Annotated in this window: 17 protein-coding genes and 1 pseudogene; 10 read left to right on the top strand and 8 right to left on the bottom strand. The window is 71.1% G+C overall.

Going from position 1 to position 21,231, the window contains the following annotated elements; all coding sequences use genetic code 11:
- Positions 1 to 86: 86 nt before the first annotated feature.
- Complete coding sequence (locus L3078_RS19485; protein ID WP_239755171.1) at positions 87 to 1,823, bottom strand: IclR family transcriptional regulator domain-containing protein; 1,737 nt, start codon at positions 1,821 to 1,823, stop codon at positions 87 to 89.
- Between the two features lie 409 nt (positions 1,824 to 2,232).
- Positions 2,233 to 3,564, bottom strand: coding sequence for a M6 family metalloprotease domain-containing protein (locus tag L3078_RS19480; RefSeq protein WP_239755170.1), 1,332 nt, complete (start codon positions 3,562 to 3,564; stop codon positions 2,233 to 2,235).
- A 292-nt stretch (positions 3,565 to 3,856) separates the two neighbouring features.
- On the opposite strand from L3078_RS19480, the gene L3078_RS19475 reads away from it, so the two are divergent.
- Together L3078_RS19475 and L3078_RS19470 are read left to right on the top strand one after the other, a co-directional pair.
- Positions 3,857 to 4,516, top strand: coding sequence for a TetR/AcrR family transcriptional regulator (locus tag L3078_RS19475; RefSeq protein WP_239755169.1), 660 nt, complete (start codon positions 3,857 to 3,859; stop codon positions 4,514 to 4,516).
- Between the two features lie 130 nt (positions 4,517 to 4,646).
- Positions 4,647 to 6,197 carry an MFS transporter gene (locus tag L3078_RS19470; RefSeq protein ID WP_239755168.1) on the top strand — a complete coding sequence of 517 codons (1,551 nt, stop codon included), beginning with the start codon at positions 4,647 to 4,649 and terminating at the stop codon, positions 6,195 to 6,197.
- Positions 6,198 to 6,416: 219 nt separating this feature from the next.
- Here the strand turns inward: L3078_RS19470 and L3078_RS19465 are convergent, their stop codons facing one another.
- Complete coding sequence (locus tag L3078_RS19465; protein WP_239755167.1) at positions 6,417 to 6,923, bottom strand: MarR family winged helix-turn-helix transcriptional regulator; 507 nt, start codon at positions 6,921 to 6,923, stop codon at positions 6,417 to 6,419.
- A gap of 209 nt (positions 6,924 to 7,132) precedes the next feature.
- Here L3078_RS19465 and L3078_RS19460 point away from each other — a divergent pair, with 209 nt between their 5' ends.
- Entirely contained in the window at positions 7,133 to 7,918 is a 786-nt protein-coding gene (locus tag L3078_RS19460; RefSeq protein WP_239755166.1) for a dioxygenase family protein, read from the top strand.
- A gap of 113 nt (positions 7,919 to 8,031) precedes the next feature.
- The gene (locus L3078_RS19455) at positions 8,032 to 8,382 is read left to right on the top strand and encodes a DUF1330 domain-containing protein (RefSeq protein ID WP_239755165.1); all 351 of its coding nucleotides are present in this window, start codon (positions 8,032 to 8,034) and stop codon (positions 8,380 to 8,382) included.
- A 40-nt stretch (positions 8,383 to 8,422) separates the two neighbouring features.
- On the opposite strand, the gene L3078_RS19450 is transcribed toward L3078_RS19455, so the two are convergent.
- The gene (locus L3078_RS19450; RefSeq protein ID WP_239755164.1) at positions 8,423 to 8,941 is read right to left on the bottom strand and encodes a GNAT family N-acetyltransferase; all 519 of its coding nucleotides are present in this window, start codon (positions 8,939 to 8,941) and stop codon (positions 8,423 to 8,425) included.
- Between the two features lie 193 nt (positions 8,942 to 9,134).
- Between L3078_RS19450 and L3078_RS19445 the strand changes: the two genes are divergently transcribed.
- Positions 9,135 to 10,133 (top strand): sigma-70 family RNA polymerase sigma factor, encoded by a 999-nt coding sequence (locus tag L3078_RS19445; RefSeq protein ID WP_239755163.1) that lies wholly within the window; start codon positions 9,135 to 9,137, stop codon positions 10,131 to 10,133.
- 661 nt (positions 10,134 to 10,794) lie between these two features.
- Here L3078_RS19445 and L3078_RS19440 read toward each other — a convergent pair.
- Entirely contained in the window at positions 10,795 to 11,769 is a 975-nt protein-coding gene (locus tag L3078_RS19440) for a helix-turn-helix transcriptional regulator (protein WP_239755162.1), read from the bottom strand.
- A gap of 62 nt (positions 11,770 to 11,831) precedes the next feature.
- Here L3078_RS19440 and L3078_RS19435 point away from each other — a divergent pair, with 62 nt between their 5' ends.
- The 5 genes from L3078_RS19435 to L3078_RS19415 all read left to right on the top strand — a co-directional run bounded on the left by L3078_RS19435 (position 11,832) and on the right by L3078_RS19415 (position 18,313).
- Positions 11,832 to 13,442 (top strand): MFS transporter, encoded by a 1,611-nt coding sequence (locus L3078_RS19435; protein WP_239755161.1) that lies wholly within the window; start codon positions 11,832 to 11,834, stop codon positions 13,440 to 13,442.
- A 195-nt stretch (positions 13,443 to 13,637) separates the two neighbouring features.
- A complete protein-coding gene (locus L3078_RS19430; RefSeq protein ID WP_239755160.1) occupies positions 13,638 to 14,462 on the top strand; it encodes a DeoR/GlpR family DNA-binding transcription regulator in 825 nt (274 codons plus the stop codon).
- Positions 14,459 to 15,406, top strand: coding sequence for a 1-phosphofructokinase (gene pfkB / locus L3078_RS19425; protein WP_239755159.1), 948 nt, complete (start codon positions 14,459 to 14,461; stop codon positions 15,404 to 15,406). Before L3078_RS19430 ends, pfkB begins: the two co-directional genes overlap by 4 nt.
- A gap of 352 nt (positions 15,407 to 15,758) precedes the next feature.
- On the top strand, positions 15,759 to 17,855 hold the full coding sequence (locus tag L3078_RS19420) for a PTS fructose transporter subunit IIABC (RefSeq protein WP_239755158.1): 2,097 nt from the start codon (positions 15,759 to 15,761) through the stop codon (positions 17,853 to 17,855).
- Positions 17,856 to 18,034: 179 nt separating this feature from the next.
- Positions 18,035 to 18,313 carry a hypothetical protein gene (locus tag L3078_RS19415; RefSeq protein ID WP_239755157.1) on the top strand — a complete coding sequence of 93 codons (279 nt, stop codon included), beginning with the start codon at positions 18,035 to 18,037 and terminating at the stop codon, positions 18,311 to 18,313.
- A gap of 55 nt (positions 18,314 to 18,368) precedes the next feature.
- Here the strand turns inward: L3078_RS19415 and L3078_RS19410 are convergent, their stop codons facing one another.
- From L3078_RS19410 to L3078_RS19400, 3 genes and pseudogenes are all read right to left on the bottom strand, one after another.
- Positions 18,369 to 19,127 carry a DUF6227 family protein gene (locus L3078_RS19410; protein ID WP_239755156.1) on the bottom strand — a complete coding sequence of 253 codons (759 nt, stop codon included), beginning with the start codon at positions 19,125 to 19,127 and terminating at the stop codon, positions 18,369 to 18,371.
- A gap of 157 nt (positions 19,128 to 19,284) precedes the next feature.
- Positions 19,285 to 20,502: a L,D-transpeptidase gene (locus L3078_RS19405; RefSeq protein ID WP_239760383.1), complete on the bottom strand. Its 1,218-nt coding sequence runs from the start codon at positions 20,500 to 20,502 to the stop codon at positions 19,285 to 19,287.
- A gap of 110 nt (positions 20,503 to 20,612) precedes the next feature.
- Positions 20,613 to 21,134 (bottom strand): annotated as a pseudogene (locus tag L3078_RS19400) (hypothetical protein).
- Between the last annotated feature and the right edge of the window lie 97 nt (positions 21,135 to 21,231).

The following is a 21,231-nucleotide window of genomic DNA, read 5'->3' as shown; positions in this document are numbered from 1 at the left end:
GGCCGACCACCGACCGCCGACTGCCGACCGCTGTGCGCTGTCCGCGTACGGCTGACGCGGCCAGCGTACGGTGTTCGCGGTGGGACTCAGACCTCCGGTACGCGCCGGAACATCCCCGCCACCGCGAGCTCCCCCTCGATCCGCCCCACCGCCGCCCGCAGCTCGGGCAGCACCTCCGCCACGCACTCCTCGACCGACCGCCGACTGCTGTGCATCGCGACGTTCACCGCGGCGACGACCCGTCCGCCCCGCTCCCGCACGGGTACGGCGATGGACCGCAGCCCCTCCTCCAACTCCCCGTCGACCAGGGCGTATCCGGCGCCCCGCACCCCTTCCAGGAGGGTCAGCAGCTCCCGCCGGTCGGTGACCGTGTACGGGGTCAGCGGGGCGAGAGGCTCCGGCAGGGGGACCTCGGGGAGCAGATCGGCGAGCATCACCCGACCCAGGGACGTCGCGTACGCCGGCAGCCGCGTCCCGAGGGTGATGTTGACGCTCATGATGCGGCTGGTGGCGACCCGCGCCGTGTACTGCACCTCCTCCGCGCCCCCGGTGAGGACCGCGAGGGACGCCGAGTCGTGGACGCGCGCGGAGAGTTCGGCCAGGTGCGGCGCGGCGATCGCGGGGAGGGGCAGCATCGACAGGGGCGGGAAGCCCAGGCCCAGCACCCGGGGGGTCAGGCGGAAGACCCGGTCGTACGACTCGACGTACCCGAGGTGTTCGAGGGTGATCAGCGCGCGCCGGGCCGTCGCCCGGGCGAGCCCGGTGGCCTGCGCGACCTCGGTGAGGGTGAGTGCGGCCCGGCCCTCGCCGAACGAGGTGATCACGGTGAGCCCCCGGGCCAGCGACTCTACGAACTCCCGGCCCAGCTCCTGCTTGGACGCACCCGTCCAGGCGGCGAGCCCGAGGGCCCCCGACCCCTCCGTCAGCTCGCCCGACCCGGTCAGCTCCCTCGACCGGGGCAGTCTCGCCGGTCGGGGAGGTTCCGTCGATCTGGGGAGTCTCGTCGACTCCCGCAGCTCCCGTTCCATCTCCGCCACCGTCGCCCGCAGCCGGGGCAGCAGCGTCGAGCGCAGTGAATCCGTGGTGTGCCGGCTCGTGTGGCTGACGACGCTCGCCACACACGCGACCCGGCCCGTACGCGGATCCCGTACGGGTACGGACACCGCGACCAGCCCCGGTTCGATCAACTGGTCGTCCAGCGCCCACCCCTGGGCGCCCGCCTCAGCCGTACGGTCCTCGAAGTCGTCGTAGGCACCGCCTCGCGGGGGGACCGCCGGGAAGCCGCGGCCCTCGGGGTCGGCCGTGCGGCGGGCGCGCCACCGGGCCCAGTCGGCCGGCTCCCACTCGGTGGCGAACAGCGGGCCAGGTGCGGTGCGTTCGGCCGGGAGGAGGTCGCCGATGCGGAAGCTGAGGGACATCGCGCGGCGGCGGGTGGCCTGGTGGATGAAGCGGACGCCGTCCTGGTCGCGGACCGCCAGGGACACGGACTCGTCGAGTTCGTCGGCGAGGGCGTCCGCGTGGGCGTCCAGGAGGCGGGGGAGGCGGATGGCGGCGAGATAGGCGTTGCCCAGCTCCATCAGCCGGGGGGCGAGGACGGCGTCACGGCCGTCCAGCCGTACGTAGCCCATGCGGGCCAGCGTCGCCGTGATCCGGTCCACGGTGGAACGTGCGAGGCCGGTCGCCTTCTCCAGCGCACTCGGGCTCAGCGTTCCGTCCGCTTCGGTGAGCCGGCGCAGCACGGTGATCCCCCGCATCAGGGGTGCGACGGCTTCGGCGGGCGCGGGCGCGGAGGCGGCGGCCGCGCCGGGGGCGTTCGGGAGCATGGGTTCACGGTAATGCGGCCTGGCTGCGCCGCTACGCCGGGCGCCTGATAGCTCGGGGGTTCGGGTGCGTTGGCGGGTGCGGGTGCGTGGGGCTTCTCGCGCAGTTCCCCGCGCCCCTGAAAAGCGGGGGCTGCGCCCCGCGCTTTTCAGGCCCGCAGGACCGTGGTCTTTCAGGCCCGCAGGACCGTGGTCTTTCAGGCCCGCAGGACCGTGGTCTTTCAGGCCCGCAGGACCGTGGTCTTTCAGGCCCGCAGGACCGTGGTCTGTCAGGCCCGCGGGGCCCTGGTCTTTCAGGCCCGCAGGGCCTGGTCTTTTAGGGGCGCGGGGAACTGCGCGAGCAACCCCCACCCACCCGCACCCGAAAACGCACCCCAACCACCCAACCACCCACCCCGCCGCCCCCAACCCGTCACCTCCGACTCACCACCACCCGATGGTTCCCCCCGACATCCACCCCCGCCACAGCGATCTCCACCCCCGCCCGCGCGTCCTTGAACGTCTCGCCGACGGCGAGCGGCGCGTCGGAGAGCTCCGCGTGGACGTTGGGGCTGCGCGTGCACCCCCCGCTGTCCCGCCGCGCATCGTGGACCTTGATCGGCCCGTTCCCGGTGTCGACGGCCGCGTCGACCCGGTAGACGAGCACCCCCGGCCGGCACACCACCGCGTCGTTGCCCGCCCGCGTCCGCAACTCCGCCACGTACGCCGTACGGGAACTGAGCGGCACGACGATCAGCTTCGCCCCGCCCTCGGAGGCGAGCGGCGTCAGCAGGTACTCCGCCGAACCGACGTGCGCCACACACGCCACCTGCGTCTCGTCGAGCCACCCGAGCTTCCACTTGTGCCAGCCCAGCAGATCGTTGTCGACGCCCCAGTCCTCGCTCATGATGTCCCAGTGCCCCACCGCGCCCCCGCCCTCGTGGGTGTAGAGGTCGGGAAGGCCGAAGGCATGGCCGTTCTCGTGAGGGAGGACCCGGTACCCGGTCTCCCCGTACGAGCCCGAGCCGTCGTCCTGGCGGCTGTAGACGAAGGACGCGTTGGAGACCGGCACACCGTCCGCGACCGGCGCCTCCCGGTTGCCCGCGAACGTCACCGACAGGACGGTGTCGAGGGCGGAGGGCCCCGCGTTCGGCGTGACGAGGACGTTGACGAGGTCGTACGACCGGAAGTCCACGAGTGGATCGGCGGCCCGCACCATGTCCTGGACCAGCCGGCGGTAGCCGGGGTCGAAGGGGGCGCCGCGCTCTATGTCGTAGGAGCGGAAGGACCTCGGCATCCGCAGCCACTCGGTGAGCGGGGCCTCGGGACGGTAGTCGATACGGCCGTACGAACTCGTCCTGAACCATTTCTGGGTCTGCGGCGCGAACTCCGCGAAGCGGTCCATCGCGCTGCCCTCACCGGGGGCGTCGGAGAAGTCGATCATCAGGTTGAGGGCGCGGACCGTGCCGGTGGAGCGGGAGTAGCCGGGCGGGGTCGGGATGCCCTCGGACATCTGGGTGCCGAGCGGGCCGCGGATCATGCAGGGGCCGAGCGCCGAACCGCGGACCACGGCGGTGGCCCCCGCGGCCGTCGCCTTGTCCTTCGCCATCAGGCGCCCGGCGCCTGCGGAGGTGCTGACCGCGAGCGTGAGGGCGGTGACGGACGCGAGCGCGACGAGCCGGCGCGGACGCATCCGGCGCGCACGGGTCCGCCGGGGGCGTATCCGGCGCGGAGGTATCCCGCTTCTGCGGAACGGCTGCTGCATGCCCGCGCCCTTCGCTCCACGGCAGCCGTCCGGTGACAAGGCTGCGCCCTCTCGATCACCCTGGGTCGGCCGGTGCGTGGGCGCGCGCTGGAAGGGCCGAACGTGGGGTGCGCTCCGGTGGCCCCCACCTTCAGCCCCGATGTGACCCAGGTCACGCGAAAAGTCTTCGGTGCGGGGAAATAACCGGGGATCGTTTCCCCGTTTAACCCTTCGTCCGAGCGAAACGGGGACTCCATCCCCGGATCGTCACCGGGCGCCCCCCACACCACTGGATCAGGCAGAGGAGTACGCCGTGGAGAGCACCACCGCCACCGCCGTGCGTCGCAAGGTGCCTCGCCCTCGGGCGGACGCCCTGCGCAACCGGGAGCGGATCGTCACCGCCGCCCGGGAGATGTTCGTGGAGTTCGGCCCCGAGGTGCCGCTCGACGAGATCGCCCGCCGGGCCGGTGTCGGCAACGCCACGCTGTACCGCAACTTCCCGGACCGTGAGGCACTGGTCCGTGAGGTCGTCTGCTCGGTCATGGACCGTACGGCCCTCGCGGCGGAGACCGCGCTCACCGAGACCGGTGACGCGTTCGAGGCGCTCTCGCGCTTCGTGCACACCTCGGCCGACGAACGGGTCAGCGCGCTCTGCCCGATGATCCAGAGCTCGTTCGACAAGCACCACCCCGACCTCGAGGCGGCGCGTGAGCGCCTGGAGGAGCAGGTCGAAGGGATCATGCGGCGCGCCCGGGACGCCGGGCAGCTGCGCTCCGACGTGGGTGTCGGCGACCTGATGATCGCCGTCAGCCAGCTCAGCAGGCCACCGGCCGGCACCCAGTGCGCGGGCGTCGACCGCTTCGTCCACCGCCATCTGCAACTGCTCCTGGACGGGATGCGCGCCCCGGCTCCCTCCGAACTGCCCGGCGCACCCGTGACCGTGGAGGACCTCCGGAGGCCGTGCCCGTCCTGACCACCAGGCAAGACCTGAACTGACCCATCGATCTTCCGGCTGTCGACGACGACAGACCGCTACTTCTCGACGCCCGTTTCACCGCCCGATACCGATCTTTCCGTCACGAAGTCCCGAAGTGGGTACCCCCATGTCCGAAACAGTCGGCACAACCAAGACGACCAAGACAACCGAGACCGGCGACGCGCACGCCAACCGCTGGAAAGCGCTCGTCTTCATCGCCCTCGCCCAGCTGATGGTCGTGCTCGACGCGACCATCGTGAACATCGCCCTCCCCTCCGCCCAGCAGGACCTGGGGATATCCGACGGCAACCGTCAGTGGGTCATCACCGCGTACGCCCTGGCCTTCGGCGGTCTGCTGCTCTTCGGCGGCCGTATCTCCGACATCTGGGGCCGTAAGCGCACCTTCGTCACCGGTCTGATCGGCTTCGCCGGCGCCTCCGCACTGGGCGGCGCGGCCACCGGTGAGGCGATGATGCTGGGCGCCCGCGCCCTCCAGGGCGTCTTCGGCGCGCTGCTCGCGCCCGCCGCGCTCTCCCTCCTCGCGGTGATGTTCACCGACGCCAAGGAGCGCGCCAAGGCGTTCGGCATCTACGGTGCCATCGCCGGTGGCGGCGGCGCCGTGGGCCTGATCCTCGGCGGCTTCCTCACCGAGTACCTGGACTGGCGCTGGACGTTCTTCGTCAACATCCCGTTCGCGGTGATCGCCGCGGTCGGCGCGTACCTGGTCATCCGTGAGCCGGAGGGCGGCCGCAACCGCTCCCCGCTCGACATCCCCGGCGTGGTCCTGTCCACCCTGGGTCTGGTCTCCCTGGTCTACGGCTTCACGCGGGCCGAGTCCGACGGGTGGGGCGACTCGATGACGATCACCCTGTTCGTCGCCTCGGCGGTGCTGCTCGCGGCCTTCGTGTTCGTCGAGTCCAAGGTGAAGGCCCCGCTGCTGCCCCTGCGCGTGCTCCTGGAGCGCAACCGCGGCGGTGTCTACCTCTCGCTCGGCCTCGCGATCATCGCGATGTTCGGCCTGTTCCTCTTCCTGACCTACTACCTGCAGATCGTGAAGGGGTACTCCCCGGTCAAGACGGGCTTCGCCTTCCTGCCCATGATCGCGGGCATGATCATCGGCTCGACCCAGATCGGCACCCGCCTGATGACCCGGGTCGCGCCGCGCCTGCTGATGGCCCCGGGCTTCCTGGTCGCCGGTCTCGGCATGCTCCTGCTGACCCAGATGGAGGTCGGCTCCTCGTACACCACCCTGCTCCTGCCGGCCCAGCTGCTGCTCGGCCTCGGTATGGGTACGGCGTTCATGCCGGCGATGTCCCTGGCGACCTACGGGGTCGAACCGCGTGACGCGGGCGTGGCCTCCGCCATGGTCAACACCTCGCAGCAGGTCGGCGGCGCCATCGGTACGGCCCTGCTGAACACGATCGCCGCCTCGGCCACCACGTCCTACATCGCGGACCACATCGGCTCGGCCACCTCGAAGCCGGCCGCCCAGCTGGTCCAGCTGGAGGGCATGGTCAACGGCTACACCAACGCCATCTGGTTCGCCGTGGCCATCCTCGTGGCCTCCGCCGCCATCGCCTTCACCCTCATCACGACGGGCAAGCCCGACATGACGGCGGCCTCGGCCGACGGCGAGGACGCGTCGAACGAGGTCAAGGTCCCGGTGATCGCCCACTGACCAGGGCACGGGAACGCGACGGGCACCGATGACGGAGCGGGGTGGAGCAGGGGCCGCAGCCCTTGCCCCACCCCGCGCCCCGTCAGGGGCGCGGGGAACGGCGCGACCAGCCCCCACTCACCGGCACGCCCCTCACGCGCACGTGCACGCCCCTCACGCGCACGCCACTCCACTCACCTGCACGCCCTCACGCGCGCATCTCCACCACGGAAAGACCCCCTACCGCAGCCAAGGCAGGTCCGCGCCCGCCTCCGTCGGCTGAAGTCCCTCCGCGACGATCTCCATGATCTCGCCGAGGGCTTTCTGCTGTTCCGATGACAACCGGTCGAACAGCGCCTGCCGCACCGCCGACACATGCCCCGGCGCGCTCTTCGAGAGCATCTCGAACCCGCCGTCCGTGAGGACCGCGAACTGCCCCCGCTTGTCCACGGGGCAGTTCTCGCGCCGCACCCACCCGTTCTTCTCCAGCCGGGCCACGGCGTGCGACAGGCGCGACCGCGTGATCTTCGTCTGCATCGCCAGCTCGGTCATCCGCAGCCTCCGCTGCGGTGCGTCGGACAGCACCACGAGCAGGTGGTAGTAGAGGTGCGGCATGCCCGCGTCGCGCTGCAACTGACGGTCGAGATGGTCTTCGAGCAGGGTCTTGGCGTGCACGTAGGCGAGCCAGGTGCGCTGCTCCTCGTCGGTGAGCCAGCGGGGTTCTTCGTCGGCGGATGCGGTCTTCATACCCCCACTGTACGAGGCTCCTCCTTGAAATTTGAACTATAGAGATGTAAGGTGAAACAAGAAATATTGAGACTTCAACTACTGGGGAGTTGGGAGAGGTCTCAAGCGCCCGGAGCGCCGGGCGCGACCAAGGAGACAAGAAGCGACCGCCGGGCCCACCGAGGCGTGTGTGTCGCGTGCGTCGCGCATGTGTTGAGGGAGTCACCCCTATGTCCGCCGCCACCGCCGAGCGCATGCCCGCCCTGTACCTGAGCCACGGGGCCCCACCGCTCGCCGACGACCCGATCTGGCCCGGCGAACTCGCCGCCTGGGCCGCGACCCTGCCCCGCCCCAAGGCGGTCCTCATGGTCTCCGCCCACTGGGAGGAGGCCCCCCTCGCCCTCGGCGCGGTCGACACCGTCCCCCTGGTCTACGACTTCTGGGGCTTCCCCGAGCACTACTACCAGGTCCAGTACGGCGCCCCGGGCGCCCCCGCGCTGGCGGCCTCGGTCCGCAAGCTGCTCCAGGCCCCCGGCACCCCCGTCCAGGACATCCCGGACCGGGGCCTCGACCACGGCGCGTACGTCCCCCTCGTCGAGATGTACCCCGACGCCGACATACCGGTCCTGCAGATCTCCATGCCGACCCTGGACCCGCTGAAGCTGATGGACGTCGGCCGCAAACTCGCCCCCCTCCGTGACGAGGGCGTGCTGATCATCGGCTCCGGCTTCTTCACCCACAACCTGGCGGCCCTCCGTCAGCCCGGTGTACCCACCTGGTCCGCCGAGTTCGACGACTGGGGCCACCGCGCCCTGGAGACCCGCGACTGGGACGCCCTCCTGGACTTCCTCCACAAGTCCCCGGCCGGACAGCTGGCCCACCCCCGCACCGAGCACTTCGCCCCCCTCTTCGTCACGATGGGCGCGGCCGAGGCCGCCGGCGAACTCGACGCCCAGAAGTCGGTGATCGACGGCTTCTGGATGGGCCTCGCGAAGCGCTCGGTGCAGTTCGGCTGACCCCATGGGCGTGCGCACGGGCCGGGGTCGCTTACCTGACAGGTCATCGACCCGGGCCCGTACCCCTGTCAGGCTCGAAGGCGTCGATCGTCGGAACCGACCGGAGGACGCCCATGCCCGCCTACGCCATCGCCCACCTGAAGGACGCCGCCCCGCACCCGGAGATCGCCGAGTACATCGAACGCATCCCCGCCACTTTCGAGCCGTACGGCGGCCGCTTCCTCGTGCACGTCACCCCGCACGAGGTGAAGGAGGGGAGCTGGCCCGGAGCCGTCGTGGTGATCGGCTTCCCCGGTATCGCGGAGGCGCGCGCCTGGTGGGACTCACCCGCCTACCAGGAGATCGCCCCGCTCCGCACACGCCACATCCAGGGCGACATCATCCTGGTCGACGGGGTACCTGAGGGCTATGACCCACGCACCACCGCGAAGACCATGAGGGAGGCCCTGGCCGCCGAGCAGTGACACCCGAGCGAGCCTGGGGACCACGGGGACCCCGCGGACCTCACAGTTCCCTCTCGTACCAGGCCACGTCCCAGTACCGCCCGAACTTCCGCCCGACCTCGCGATAGGTGCCGACATGCTGGAACCCGAAGCGCTCGTGCAGCCGGGTCGACGGCATGTTCGGCTGGGTGATGCCGGCGTAGGCGCGATGGACGTCCTCGTCGGCGAGCGCCTCGAACAGCGCCTTGTAGAGCAGCGTGCCCACGCCCCGGCCGCCCGCGTCCGGGGCGAGGTACACCGACACCTCCACCGAGGTGTCGTACGCCGCCTTCGGGCGAAACGCGCTGCTCGTGGCGTATCCAAGAATCCGCTGTGAACCCGTCTCGACGGCAACCATCAGACGATGCCGTCCGTCTTCAAGGTGGGAGAGCAGCCAAGGGCGGCGCTCTTCCGGAGTGAAGACAGCGGTATCGAATGTGATGGGCGTCTCACGGACGTAGTGGTTGTAGAGGTCGGTGAGGGCGACGAGGTCGGTCTCGACTCCTGGTCTGACCTGCACCTCTAGGGACTCCGCTGACATCACGCCTCCTCCTGCGGCGGCACAGGGTACTGCAAGATCAGAAAAATAGTGGGACGGGTTGGGAATTCTGTCCTGATTCCAGTCGTTGTTTCCTTCGGAAGCAGGGCACTCGGGAGAGTGTCCGAGCGGCCGCATCACGACCTACGTAGGAACAGACACGACCCTGCCAGCCCACCATCGCAAGGGAGCACGCATGGCAACCCGTGCCGTCGCCGCTCGTCGTTCGTCCGCCTCCGGCCGGACCGACGCGGCTCGCAGCGTTCGCGCCTCTGGCGGCGAGATCGCCGACCGCGACCTGGTCGGCATGTACCTCGACGAGATCGCGCGTACACCGCTGCTCGACGCCGCCAAGGAAGTCGAGCTGTCCCAGATCATCGAGGCGGGTGTGTTCGCGCAGCAGATCCTCGACGGCGAGGAGGAGGCCAGGGCGGACGCCACCCGTGAGGAGCTCGAAGCCCTCGTCGCCGACAGCGAGCGGGCCAAGGACATCTTCATCCGATCGAACCTGCGCCTCGTCGTGGCCGTCGCCCGGCGTTACCCGCGCAGTGGCCTGCCCCTGCTCGACCTGATCCAGGAGGGGAACGCCGGCCTGGTCCGAGCGGTGGAGAAGTTCGACTACCGCAAGGGCTTCAAGTTCTCGACGTACGCCACCTGGTGGATCCGTCAGGCCATCACCCGTTCGATAGCGGACCAGTCGCGCACCATCCGCCTCCCCGTCCACCTCGTCGAGGAGCTGGGCCGGATCCGCCGTGTGCAGCGCGAGTTCAACCGCGAGCACGGGCGCGACCCGGAGCCCGCCGAGATCGCCGCCGAGCTCGGTTCCAACGCGGACCGCGTCAGCGACGTCCTCGACTGGGCCCGCGACCCGGTCTCGCTGAACATGTCGGTGGACGACGACGGCGACACCCAGTTCGGCGACCTGCTGGAGGACACCTCCGCGGTATCGCCCGAGCAGTCCGTGCTGACGCTGCTGCGCAGCGAGGAGCTGGACAGCCTCATCGGGCGCCTCGACCAGCGCACCGCGTCCATCATCAAGATGCGGTACGGCATCGAGGACGGCCGCGAGCGCACGCTCACCGAGGTCGGCAAGGAGCACGGTCTCACCCGGGAGCGGATCCGCCAGATCGAGAAGCACGCCCTGCTCGAACTGAAGAAGCTCGCCCGCGACACCGGCTTCGACGCCGCCGCCTGATCCCGGCGGCCGGAGCACCGCCCGGGCCCGAACACCGACCAGGGCCCCGTAACGGCCCGCCCCCCTGGGGCCGCCACGGGGCCCGGCCCGGTCCAGTCCACGGCCGTACGCGCCGGTCCCGTCCACCGCCGTAGGCGGCCCACGCCTTGGCCGTACGCCGTGCGTCCCTGGGTGCACGTTGGCCATCCTTGGCTGTACGCCGACCGTCCCTGGCCGTGGGGCGGGCAAACCTTGACCGTGCGTCAGTCACACCCTCGGTGGGACTCTGTCGCCGATTGGCCGTAGGACGCCGCTACTTGGCCGTACTACGCCGCTTCAACTCCCCGTTCCCGGGGCACAAGACTTCCGGGCCCACGACTTCACCGGCCCGGAGCCTCAGGCCCGGGACCCGGAGTTCGACCGCCACGACCGCAGTTTTCCGAAGCCGAGTCCCGACGCTCTCCCCCCAGCGCCGGGACTCTCCCAGAGCCGGGCTTCGGCGCCTCCCCCCTGGCGCCGAAGCCCGGCTCGATGTCCGCCCTCGGCCGCCAGGAACGCCGACGGGCCACCCCGGACCTGAACCCCGGGGTGACCCGAACGGCAGATTGTGCCACAGAGTCCCTCTGCGCCGGTGGCCCGGCGATGGCCGTCCCCGCACGTCAGAGGCGTCGTCACGGGTGGCTCACCCGTCGGCGTCCCCCGCCGCCCGCGTCAGCCGAGCCCCCAACTCCCTTATGTATCCGACCAGTTCCGGCGGCTGATGCACCGTGAAATCGCAGTCGACCACCGAGAGCCGGACCGCCAGCCACTCCACGGAGTCACCGACGGAGGCCCGCAACCGGCAGCTGTGTTCGTCGACGGGCTCGGGCGTTCCGACCCAGCGGGGCAGCCGGGCCGCGATGAACTCGGCCGGTGCGGCGAAGGTGACGTCGAACTCGTACGTCTCCTGCCGCCGGTACATCGACTGCTTCAGATACTCCTCCGCGCTCCCCGTCGGCAGCTCGCGCGGCGCGAACCGGGCGCCCGTGGCGAAGGGTTCGTCGACCCGGTCCACCCGGAAGGTCCGCCAGTCGGCGCGGTCGAGGTCGTACGCGACGAGATACCAGCGGCGTCCGGTCGAGACGAGCCGGTACGGCTCGCAGTGGCGGCGCGAGTCCGTGCCGTCGCCGGAGCGGTAGGCGAAACGCAACCGCTCGGTCCCCGCCACCGCCGAAGCCATCACGGTCAGCGTCTCGGGTGTGACCGTCGCCCCGTCACCGCTGGTCAGGGGAGTGGTTGCGGCCTGCAGGGTGGAGACCCGGTGGCGCAGCCGCGACGGCAGCACCTGCTCCAGCTTGGCCAGCGCCCGTACGGACGCCTCGTCCACCCCCTCCACCGCGTGTCCGGCCCCGGCCCGCAGCCCCACCGCGATCGCCACGGCCTCCTCGTCGTCCAGGACGAGCGGGGGCATGGCCTTGCCCGCGACCAGCCGATAGCCGCCGTCGGCCCCCATCGTCGCCTGCACCGGGTAGCCGAGCTCCCGCAGTCGGTCGATGTCCCGCCGCACGGTCCGCCGCGAGACGCCGAGCCGTTCGGAGAGTTCACCCCCGGGCCACTCGCGGGGTGTCTGGAGGAGGGAGAGGAGCTGGAGGAGCCGCGCCGGAGTGTCCGTAGTCATGCTTCCGAGCATGCCGGAGAAGTAGGACACGATCCGACCTACTCGCCCTCTACTTTCCCTACATGACCTCGACAACGAGCGCCCTGAAGGGGCGCGGGGAACTGCGCGATCAGCCACAGACCACCCGCACGGAACCACCGGCAGAAGCCCCGACCGCGCTCGACGCGCCCCCCGGCGGAGCCGATCGCCGACGCTGGACGGCCCTCGCCATCGTCATGACGGCCGCCTTCATGGACCTCGTCGACGTCACCATCGTCAACATCGCGATCCCCTCCATCCAGCGGGGCGAAGGGGCCACGTTCAGCCAGATCCAGTGGATCACCGCCGGCTACGCCCTCGCCTTCGCCGCGGGCCTCGTCACCGGCGGCCGGCTCGGCGACATCCACGGTCGGCGCCGGATCTTCCTCCTCGGCATCGGCGGCTTCACCCTCGCCTCCGCGCTGTGCGGTCTCGCCGCGAACCCGGAGATGCTGGTGGCGGCCAGGATCGCGCAGGGCGCGACCGCCGCGCTGATGGTGCCCCAGGTGCTGTCGATCGTGCACGCGACCTTCCCGGCACACGAACGCGGCAAGGTGTTCGGGCTGTTCGGCGCGATCGTGGGGCTCGGCGCGGTCTCGGGCCCGCTGCTGGGCGCCCTGCTCATCGAATGGAACCCGCTCGGCCTCGAATGGCGCGCGATCTTCCTGATCAACCTCCCGGTCGGCGTCGCGGGACTGATCCTCGGCCGCCGATTCATCACCGAGTCCAAGGCCCCCCACGCCCTGAGGCTGGACCTCGTCGGCGTCGCACTCGTCACCGGCGGACTGCTGATGCTGCTCTACCCCCTCACCCGGGGCCACGAGACGGGCTGGCCGCTGTGGGGCCACGTCTCGATGGCGGGTTCGCTCGTCGTGTTCGCGGCGCTGGTGGCGTACGAGCGGCGCAAGGCGGCGCGCGACGGATCCCCGCTGATCGAACTGTCCCTGTTCCGGGTCAAGAGCTTCGCCGCCGGTATCGCCGTCCAGACCGTCTTCGGGATCGCCCTCGGCGTCTTCTTCCTCGTCTGGACCCTCTACCTCCAGACCGGCCTGGGCTGGAGCGTCCTGAAGGCGGGCCTCACCGGCATCCCGTTCTCCGTCGCCGTCTCGGTCGCCGCCGGGGTGTCGGTCCAGAAGCTCGTCCCGCGCTTCGGCCGCAAGGTCCTCCAGGCGGGCGCGCTGCTGATGGCGGCCGGTGTGCTCCTCTACCTGGTGGAGTCCGAACGGTACGGCCTCGCCATCACCCCCTGGCAGATGGCGCTCCCGCTGGTCGTGATGGGCGCGGGCATGGGGCTCATCGTCGCCCCGCTGACCGACGCGATCCTCTCCGGGGTGCCGCGCGAGCACGCCGGTTCCGCGTCCGGGCTGATCAGCACGGTCCAGCAGATGGGCAACGCCCTCGGGCTCGGCCTGGTCGCCGTGGTCTTCTTCGGCGTCATGGACGACCGGCTCGCCCCGGCCGACATCGGCCCCGCCTTCGTCGACGCCTTCGAGCACGCGCTCGGCTGGGTGGCCGCGGTCCTGATCGCGATCTTCCTGCTGATGTTCGCCCTGCCGGCACGTTCCACGGCGGGCGCGGGCGCGGGCGCGGGCGAGGGCTCGGGCGAGGACGCGCACGAGGGCGCCGGTGAGCGGGCAGCCGTGGCCGCTGATTGACGCCGATCGACGCCGCCGCCGACCGGTGGGAGTGGGCCCCGCACCTTTCCATGGTGCGGGGCCCCGTCGTGTCCCCCACGCCCGATCATGTCCGAGTCGGCCCGAGTGTTGCCCGAACCTGTTTACTTTCTGGACATCCGGGCGTAGCCTCCGAGCGAAACCACAGAATCGGGCATCGGTCGGAGGCGAACGGACATGTACGCACCGGAGCGGCAGCAGGAGATCCTCCGGCTCGCCCGTGACGGCGGCCGGGTGGACGTGGTGTCGCTGGCGGAGGAGTTCCAGGTCACGGCCGAGACGATCCGCCGCGACCTGAAGGCCCTCGACCGCGCCGGCCTCGTCCAGCGGGTGCACGGCGGCGCGATCCCCGCCGGCCGGCTGGACTTCGAGCCCGACCTCGCCGAACGCGAGGGCACCGCGGCCGACCAGAAGGACCGCATCGCCCAGGCGGCCCTCGCCGAACTCCCGAACGACGGCACGGTCGTCCTCGACGCCGGTACGACGATCGCGCGCCTCGCCGCCGCCATCCCGCTGGAGGCCACGCTCACCGCGGTCACGCACAGCCTGCCGATCGCCGCCCGCCTCGCCGACCACCCCGGCATCCAGCTCCACCTCGTCGGCGGCCGCGTCCGCCACCGCACCCGCGCCGCCGTCGACGCCTGGGCGCTGCGGGCCTACGGCGAGATCCGCGCCGACGTCCTCTTCGTGGCCGCCAACGGCTTCTCCACCGACCACGGTCTGACCACCCCCGACCTCGCCGAGGCCGCCGTGAAGCGGGCGGCCGTGACCGCCGCCCGGCGCGTGGTGCTCCTCGCCGACTCCTCCAAGCACGGCCAGGAACACTTCGCCCGCTTCGGCGACCTGAGCGACGTGGACCTGCTGATCACCGACACCGGCCTGAGCCCCGAGGACGCGCTCGCCATCGAACGCGAGGGCACCGAAGTGCTACGCGTCCCCGCCACCGAGCCCCACGGCGGAGCCGGCTCCGGTACCAACGGCCGGAACGGCCAGCGCTCATGATCCTCACCGTCACCCCCAACCCCTCCCTCGACCGCACCTACGAGGTCCCCTCCCTCGACCGCGGCGAGGTCATCCGGGCCACCGGCGAACGCATGGACCCCGGCGGCAAGGGCGTCAACGTCTCCCGGGCGGTCGCCGCCGCGGGGCGCCGGACCGTGGCCGTGCTGCCGCTCGGCGGCGCGCCGGGCGCCCTGGTCGCGGACCTGCTCGACGCCCAGGGCATCGAGGTCGCCCGTGTGGCGGTGGCCGGGGCGACCCGCTCCAACATCGCCCTCGCCGAGGCCGACGGAGTCCTGACGAAGATCAACGCGCCCGGCCCCGAACTCTCGGCCGCCGAGCGGGAACTCCTCCTGGAGACCGTCCGCGCCCAGTCCGCCGACGCCTCCTGGATCGCCTGCTGCGGCAGCCTCCCGCGCGGCCTCGCCCCCTCCTGGTATGCCGAACTCGTCGCCCGCGCCCACGCCGCCGGCGCCCGCATCGTCCTGGACACCTCCGGCCCGGCCCTCCTCGCCGCGCTCCGCGAACGCCCCGACGTCGTCAAGCCCAACGCCGAGGAACTCGCCGAAGCCGTGGGCCGCCCCCTCACCACCGTCGGCGACGCCGTCAAGGCCGCCGAGGAACTCCGCGAGATGGGCGCCGCCGCGGTCCTGGCCAGCCTCGGCGCCGACGGGCAACTCCTCGTCAACGCCTCCGGCGCCTGGTTCGGCACCGCCCGCGTCGACACCGTCCGCAGCAACGTCGGCGCCGGCGACTCCTCCCTCGCCGGCTTCCTCATCGCCGGCGGTCGCGGCCCCGAAGCCCTCGCCTCAGCCGTCGCCCACGGCGCGGCCGCCGTCCAACTCCCGGGCAGCGTCATGCCCACCCCCGCCGACCTGGACCCCGCAGCGGTGACGGTGACCTCGGAGGTACCGACGGACCGGGCGCTGAGGGAGCCGGTGTCATGAGGGCGGGTGGTGGCGAGCAATCGCGAACGAACCTTCGTTTTCGGCGTCCTGGGCCGGGCGCCCGAGTCAGCGGTGTGGCGCGGGGGCTGGGTCGGGCCCGAGGCGTTGGCTTCGGTGGAGGCCCGCGAACGAACCTTCGTTTTCGGCGTACCGGGCTCGGCTCCCGGTGGCGACCCGCGAACGAACCTTCGTTTTGCGATATCCGTCGTCTCACCGCGTTATCCGTCGTCTCACCCCGGCCCCTGCCCGTTCCCCCTCCCCGGTCGGGCCCCGTGGCCCACGCCCCCCACACATCCGTCCCCACCCCCGCCCACCACAGCCCCCGGGCGATACGCGTGCGAAGGAGCCCGCGATGAGCGAGATGATCACCGCGGACCTGGTCGACCTCGACCTGTCCGCCGATACGAAGGAAGCGGCGGCGCGTGCCCTCGCCGAGCGCATGGTGGCGAAGGGCCGGGTCACCGACCTGGACGGCTTCCTGGCCGACGTGGCCGCACGTGAGGCGCAGATGCCCACCGGCCTCGACGGCGGCATCGGCATCCCCCACTGCCGCAGCGAGCACGTCACCGAGCCGACCCTCGCCTTCGGCCGCAGCGCGGCCGGCGTCGACTTCGGCGCACCCGACGGCCCCGCCGACCTGATCTTCCTGATCGCCGCCCCGGCGGGCGCGGACGACGCGCACCTGACGATCCTCTCCTCCCTCGCCCGCCAGCTGATGAACACCGAGTTCACGGACGCGCTGCGCGCCGTGGACGACGCGGCCCGCGCCGCCGCCCTCATCCGGGGCGACGACGCGACCGAGGGCACCCAAGACTCCGCGGCGGCGTCGGGCGGAACGGCCTCCCCCGACGCCGCCGCGGTCAGCACGACCCCGGCGACCCCGGCCCCGGCGACCTCGACTGCGCCCGCCCCGGCCCCGGCGGCGCCCGAAGCGGCGGCCCCCGCCGAGGCCCGCCCCTTCCGTATCGTCGCCGTCACCTCCTGCCCCACCGGCATCGCGCACACGTACATGGCCGCCGAGTCGCTGGAGAACGCTGGCCGGGACGCCGGTGACGTCGAGATCGTCGTCGAGACGCAGGGTTCCGCCGGCTTCACCCGCCTCGACCCGGCCGTCATCGCCGCCGCCGACGGCGTGATCTTCGCCCACGACGTGCCCGTACGGGAGAAGGACCGGTTCGCCGGGAAGCCCACCGTCGACGTCGGCGTCAAGGCCGGCATCAACCGCCCCGCCGCACTCATCGCCGAGGTCAGGGACAAGGCCGAGCGCGGCGAGGTCACAGCGGCGGCCCGCCCCGGCGGCACCCCCGTCGACCGCGCGGGCGACTCCGGCGACGGCTACGGCACCAAGCTGCGCAAGTGGCTGATGTCCGGCGTGAGCTACATGGTCCCGTTCGTCGCCGCGGGCGGCCTCCTCATCGCCCTCGGCTTCGCGATCGGCGGCTGGGAGATCAACAGCGCCAAGCCGGTCACCGAGCACTTCGACTGGCTGCAGGTCGACAGCTGGGCGGCCCTGCTGTTCCAGATCGGCGCCGTGGCCTTCGGCTTCCTGATCCCCGTCCTCGCCGGTTACATCGCGTACGGCATGGCGGACCGGCCCGGCCTCGTGCCCGGCTTCGTCGGCGGCATGATCGCCGCCAACATCAACGCCGGTTTCCTCGGTGGCCTCGTCGCCGGTCTGATCGCCGGCGGGGTCGTCATGGGTATCCAGCGGATCAAGATCCCGCCGGTGCTGCGCGGCATCATGCCCGTCGTCGTGATCCCGCTGATCTCCTCGATGATCGTCGGCTTCCTGATGCTGGTGGTGATCGGCAAGCCCATCGCCGAGGCCCAGAAGGGCATGACGGACTGGCTGAGCGGCCTCTCCGGCAGCAACGCGATCCTCCTCGGCGTCCTCCTCGGCCTGATGATGTGCTTCGACCTCGGCGGCCCCGTCAACAAGGTCGCCTACGCCTTCGCCACCGCCGGTATCGCCGTGCAGGACCCCAGCGACTCCGCGATGAAGATCATGGCGGCGGTCATGGCGGCCGGCATGGTCCCGCCGCTGGGCATGGCCCTCGCCACCACGATCCGCAAGAAGCTGTTCACCACCGCCGAGCGGGAGAACGGCAAGGCGGCCTGGGTGCTCGGTGCCTCGTTCATCTCCGAGGGCGCGATCCCGTTCGCCGCCGCCGACCCGCTGCGCGTGATCCCCGCCTCCATGGCGGGCGGCGCGGTCACCGGCGCGCTGGCCATGGCCTTCGGTTCGACCCTGCGCGCCCCGCACGGCGGCATCTGGGTCACCCCGCTGATCGGCAAGCCGTTCCTCTACCTGCTCGCCATCGCGATCGGTACGGCGGTCACGGCCGGCCTGGTCATCGTCCTGAAGGGCATGCGCAAGACCCAGCCGGGCGCGGCCCCGCAGTCCGCCCCCGCCGCCACGGCGGAGACGAAGGAGCCGGTCGCGGCCTGAACCCGGGACCGTACGACGGCCGCGGCCCCCTCCCGCGTGAGGGGGCCGCGGCCGTTCGCGTTTTCCGCCCCGTGCGCCCCTTTGGGCGCCTTTACAGCCCGTGTGACGTGTAAGCCGTACCTGCGAGATACGTCACGGTCCGGGCTCAAAGTCCCATCCGGTGGTGTCTACTGGACGGCATGCCTGAGCACGTGTCGATACTCCAGCTGTTGGGCGGGGCCGCCCTCGCTCTCGCGGCGGTCATCTGGGTCGCCGTGCTCGTACGGGTGCTGCGCCGCGACCAGGAGGCCCACCGCGCCCGCTTCGCCGACCTGGCCCCCCGACGCGGCCGACGACTGCGCGGCCTGCCCCATCAGCGCCGCAAGGGCCCCCACGTCGAACACGTGGAGCTGACCCCGGCGGAACAGGACGCCTTCGCGTTCCTGGCCCGCCAGTTCAGCGACGACCGCCTGGCCTGAGCGCACCGCTCCCAGGAGGCCGGCCCGGTCGGCTGACCGAGCGTGGCCCGGTCGGCTAACCGAGCGTCCCCGCGCGTCGCTCCATCGCGTCCCGTGCCGCGTCCTCCGACGCGTACACCTCGCACATGTGGCGACCGTCCGGTGTGGCCGTGTGCTCGACCTCCCAGAGGGAGATCTCCTGCCCGTCGGTGAGCAGGAAAGCGTGCTCGTAGAGCGAGAAGCTGAGGCCCGGCCGACCCCGGCGCGCGGGACGGTGCGGACGGCCGAAGGCCTGGGTGATCTCGTGCGCGAACGCCGTTCGCAGCAGCAGCGTGGCCAGCTCGTCCCCGGGAGGGTCCGGGTTCTCCGCGCGCCGCAGCAGCCGACGGGCGTGATCCGCCGAGTCGTCCGGCACGTACTCGTGGCGCGGCTCGGGGAACGCCGCCAGCTCCACCGTGACGGGCAGCTCGAAGTCGGGGGCGTCCGGCGGCAGCGGCAGCCGCGCGGTGGCGGCCCGCAGCTCCTCGTCGTCCGTGTACACCTCGTGCTGGGTGTCGCTGCCGGGCACCGTGTTGTGCACCAGCTCCCACAGGGTGACGGCGGAGCCGTCGGCCAGCAGCCAGGTGTGCCGGTACGTCGCCCGGTGCAGCCCCGAACTGTAGTGCGCGGAGTGCAGCGAGCTGTCGTGCGCGAGGGCGCAGTCGAGCTGCCGTATCGTCTCGTCGGGCAGCTCGAAGGAGTTCAGGGCGCGGCCGAGGAGTCGCGCGAGGTGCTCCTCAGGAGACTCGGGCGACTCGGGTGGCTCGTACGCTGCCGTCTCGTACGGAACGCTCAAGGTTTCTCCCGGCGTTGCTGCATGTCACCTTGTGGGTGCATACCGTAGCCCCTCGGTCGGACATCATGTCCGGGAACCGAGAAAACGTACGCTCCTAAAACGCCGGAGCCGCGCGGTTGGTTCCCGCGCGGCTCGACGAACTACCGGAACGACGTGGTCAGATGGCGTCGCCCGCCTTCCACTCGCTCCACGACATGTTCCAGCCGTTGAGGCCGTTGTCCGGCGCGACCGTCTTGTCGGGGGAGTTCTTCACGGTCACCACGTCACCGATCAGCGAGTTGTCGAAGAACCACTTGCCGTTCGTGGCGCTGTTCGCGCCCTGGGCGTCCGCGAGACCGACGCAGCCGTGGCTGGTGCCCTGCCGGCCGAAGGGCGGGTTGCCCCTGCTGTACCAGTAGTTGCCGTGGACGAAGGTGCCCGACGTCGTCAGCCGCATCGCGTTCGGCACGTCCGCGATGTCGTACTCACCGCCGAAGCCCACCGTCGACCCGTTCATCCGCGTCTGCCGGAACTTCTCCGAGATCACCATCTGCCCGTTGTACGTCGGGGTCGAGGCGCTGCCCGCCGAGATCGGCACCGTCTTGATCGTCTTTCCGTCCCGCACGACCGTCATGGTCTGCGTGTTCACGTCCACCGTGGACACCTGCGACCGGCCGACCGTGAAGGTGACGGTCTTGTCCTGCACCCCGTACAGGCCGTTCGCGCCCTCCACGCCGTCCAGGTCGATCTTCATCGTGACCTTGGACCCGGCCTTCCAGTACTCCTCGGGCCGGAAGTCGAGCCGCTGCTCCCCGAACCAGTGCCCCACCACCTCCTGCCCGCTGCTCGACGTCACCGTGATGTGCGACTGCACGGCCTTGCGGTCCGTGATCGCCTTGTCGAAGGTGAACGACACCGGCATCCCCACCCCGACCGTGGTGCCGTTGTCCGGTGTGTAGGTGCCGATGAAGCTGTTGGCCGTCGACACGGTCGTGAAGATGGAGTTGGCGGCCGACGTCTTGCCGTCGGCGTTCTTCGCGGTCGCCGAGATCCGGTACTTCGTACCCCGCTCCAACTGCTCCTTCGGCTTCCAGGACCGCCCGTCCGCGGCTATCTCGCCCGCCACGGCCGCGCCGCCCTCCGCGACGGTCATCTTCACCTCGGTCAGCTTGCCGCCGCTGACCTTCACCCCGGTCGAGTTGATGGACGCGCCCGTCGAACCGTCCTTCGCCGAGATCGTGATCCGCGCCGCCGTGTCCTCGGCCGAAGTCCCCTTGCCACCGCTCTTGTTGTCGGCCTGGGCGTCCCCGCCACAGCCGGTGAGGGTCAGCGCACCGACCACCAGCACGGCACAGGTCCCCAGTGCCCGCCGTACAGCAATCTTCGGCCTTGTCACGATCTGCTCCAGCTTCTTCGCTTCTAGGCGATCCACGTCATCCGCTCCGGTACGTGGACATAGAGCGACCGGCAGCCGAGCGGGTTCCCCCACCCCTGGCCTCAGCACAATCACGTGACAGAACCGGGACAATCCCCTTCCAGGCCTCGCCGCACCCAACAGCCGCACCCCACGGCCTCAACTACCGGCTTCTCGACCCTCGGGGGGCCTCCCCTCCCGTAGTCACCCTCCGGATCCATCAAGACCGGCTTGCCCAAGCATCGCCCGATCTCCCGCAAGAAGCCGCAGAACACATCAAGCCGTTCCTGGCCCTGCAACTCCCGCAGGTCGACGTCGAAGTCGATGACCTCGTCGTCAAGGAAGCAGAAGATCGCCAGAACATTGGGAGTCGGCCAGACCCGCAGGTCCGCGCACTCAGCGTCCGCCGGGCGGGACAGCACGGCCTCCGCCCGGGGCACCGGCAACACCGTCTCGCCTTCGGATTACTGGCACTTTCACCCCCTCGCCTCGACAAGATCAAGAACCGCCTGCCAGTCCTCCACCGAACAATCCGGGACCCGCACGTCCGGCAGCGACCCCATCAGGTCCGGGTCGAAGAAACAGCTCACGTCCTCCCACAGAAGATCGGCCACCCCGCCATGCTGCCCGGCTCCACGAGGCAACGCAGCTCCGTTTCCCTCGACCAAAGAGATAGGGGCACCCCCCTTCCCCCTCCTCCCTCCCGCCTCC

It is taken from the genome of Streptomyces deccanensis (assembly GCF_022385335.1).
In the GTDB taxonomy this organism is placed as follows: Bacteria; Actinomycetota; Actinomycetes; order Streptomycetales; family Streptomycetaceae; genus Streptomyces; species Streptomyces deccanensis.
Note: the sequence above shows the minus strand (reverse complement) of the source record. Positions and strands in the feature narration are given on the sequence as shown.

Excerpts from the sequence above, each read along its gene's own strand:
- pfkB (WP_239755159.1), top strand. The coding sequence starts at position 14,459 with ATGATCCTCACCGTCACCCCCAACCCCTCCCTCGACCGCACCTACGAG.
- L3078_RS19455 (WP_239755165.1), top strand. The coding sequence starts at position 8,032 with ATGCCCGCCTACGCCATCGCCCACCTGAAGGACGCCGCCCCGCACCCG.
- L3078_RS19480 (WP_239755170.1), bottom strand. The coding sequence starts at position 3,564 with ATGCAGCAGCCGTTCCGCAGAAGCGGGATACCTCCGCGCCGGATACGC.
- L3078_RS19435 (WP_239755161.1), top strand. The coding sequence starts at position 11,832 with ATGACCTCGACAACGAGCGCCCTGAAGGGGCGCGGGGAACTGCGCGAT.
- L3078_RS19445 (WP_239755163.1), top strand. The coding sequence starts at position 9,135 with ATGGCAACCCGTGCCGTCGCCGCTCGTCGTTCGTCCGCCTCCGGCCGG.
- L3078_RS19440 (WP_239755162.1), bottom strand. The coding sequence starts at position 11,769 with ATGACTACGGACACTCCGGCGCGGCTCCTCCAGCTCCTCTCCCTCCTC.
- L3078_RS19450 (WP_239755164.1), bottom strand. The coding sequence starts at position 8,941 with ATGTCAGCGGAGTCCCTAGAGGTGCAGGTCAGACCAGGAGTCGAGACC.
- L3078_RS19415 (WP_239755157.1), top strand. The coding sequence starts at position 18,035 with ATGCCTGAGCACGTGTCGATACTCCAGCTGTTGGGCGGGGCCGCCCTC.
- L3078_RS19460 (WP_239755166.1), top strand. The coding sequence starts at position 7,133 with ATGTCCGCCGCCACCGCCGAGCGCATGCCCGCCCTGTACCTGAGCCAC.
- L3078_RS19465 (WP_239755167.1), bottom strand. The coding sequence starts at position 6,923 with ATGAAGACCGCATCCGCCGACGAAGAACCCCGCTGGCTCACCGACGAG.
- L3078_RS19470 (WP_239755168.1), top strand. The coding sequence starts at position 4,647 with ATGTCCGAAACAGTCGGCACAACCAAGACGACCAAGACAACCGAGACC.
- L3078_RS19485 (WP_239755171.1), bottom strand. The coding sequence starts at position 1,823 with ATGCTCCCGAACGCCCCCGGCGCGGCCGCCGCCTCCGCGCCCGCGCCC.
- L3078_RS19430 (WP_239755160.1), top strand. The coding sequence starts at position 13,638 with ATGTACGCACCGGAGCGGCAGCAGGAGATCCTCCGGCTCGCCCGTGAC.
- L3078_RS19420 (WP_239755158.1), top strand. The coding sequence starts at position 15,759 with ATGAGCGAGATGATCACCGCGGACCTGGTCGACCTCGACCTGTCCGCC.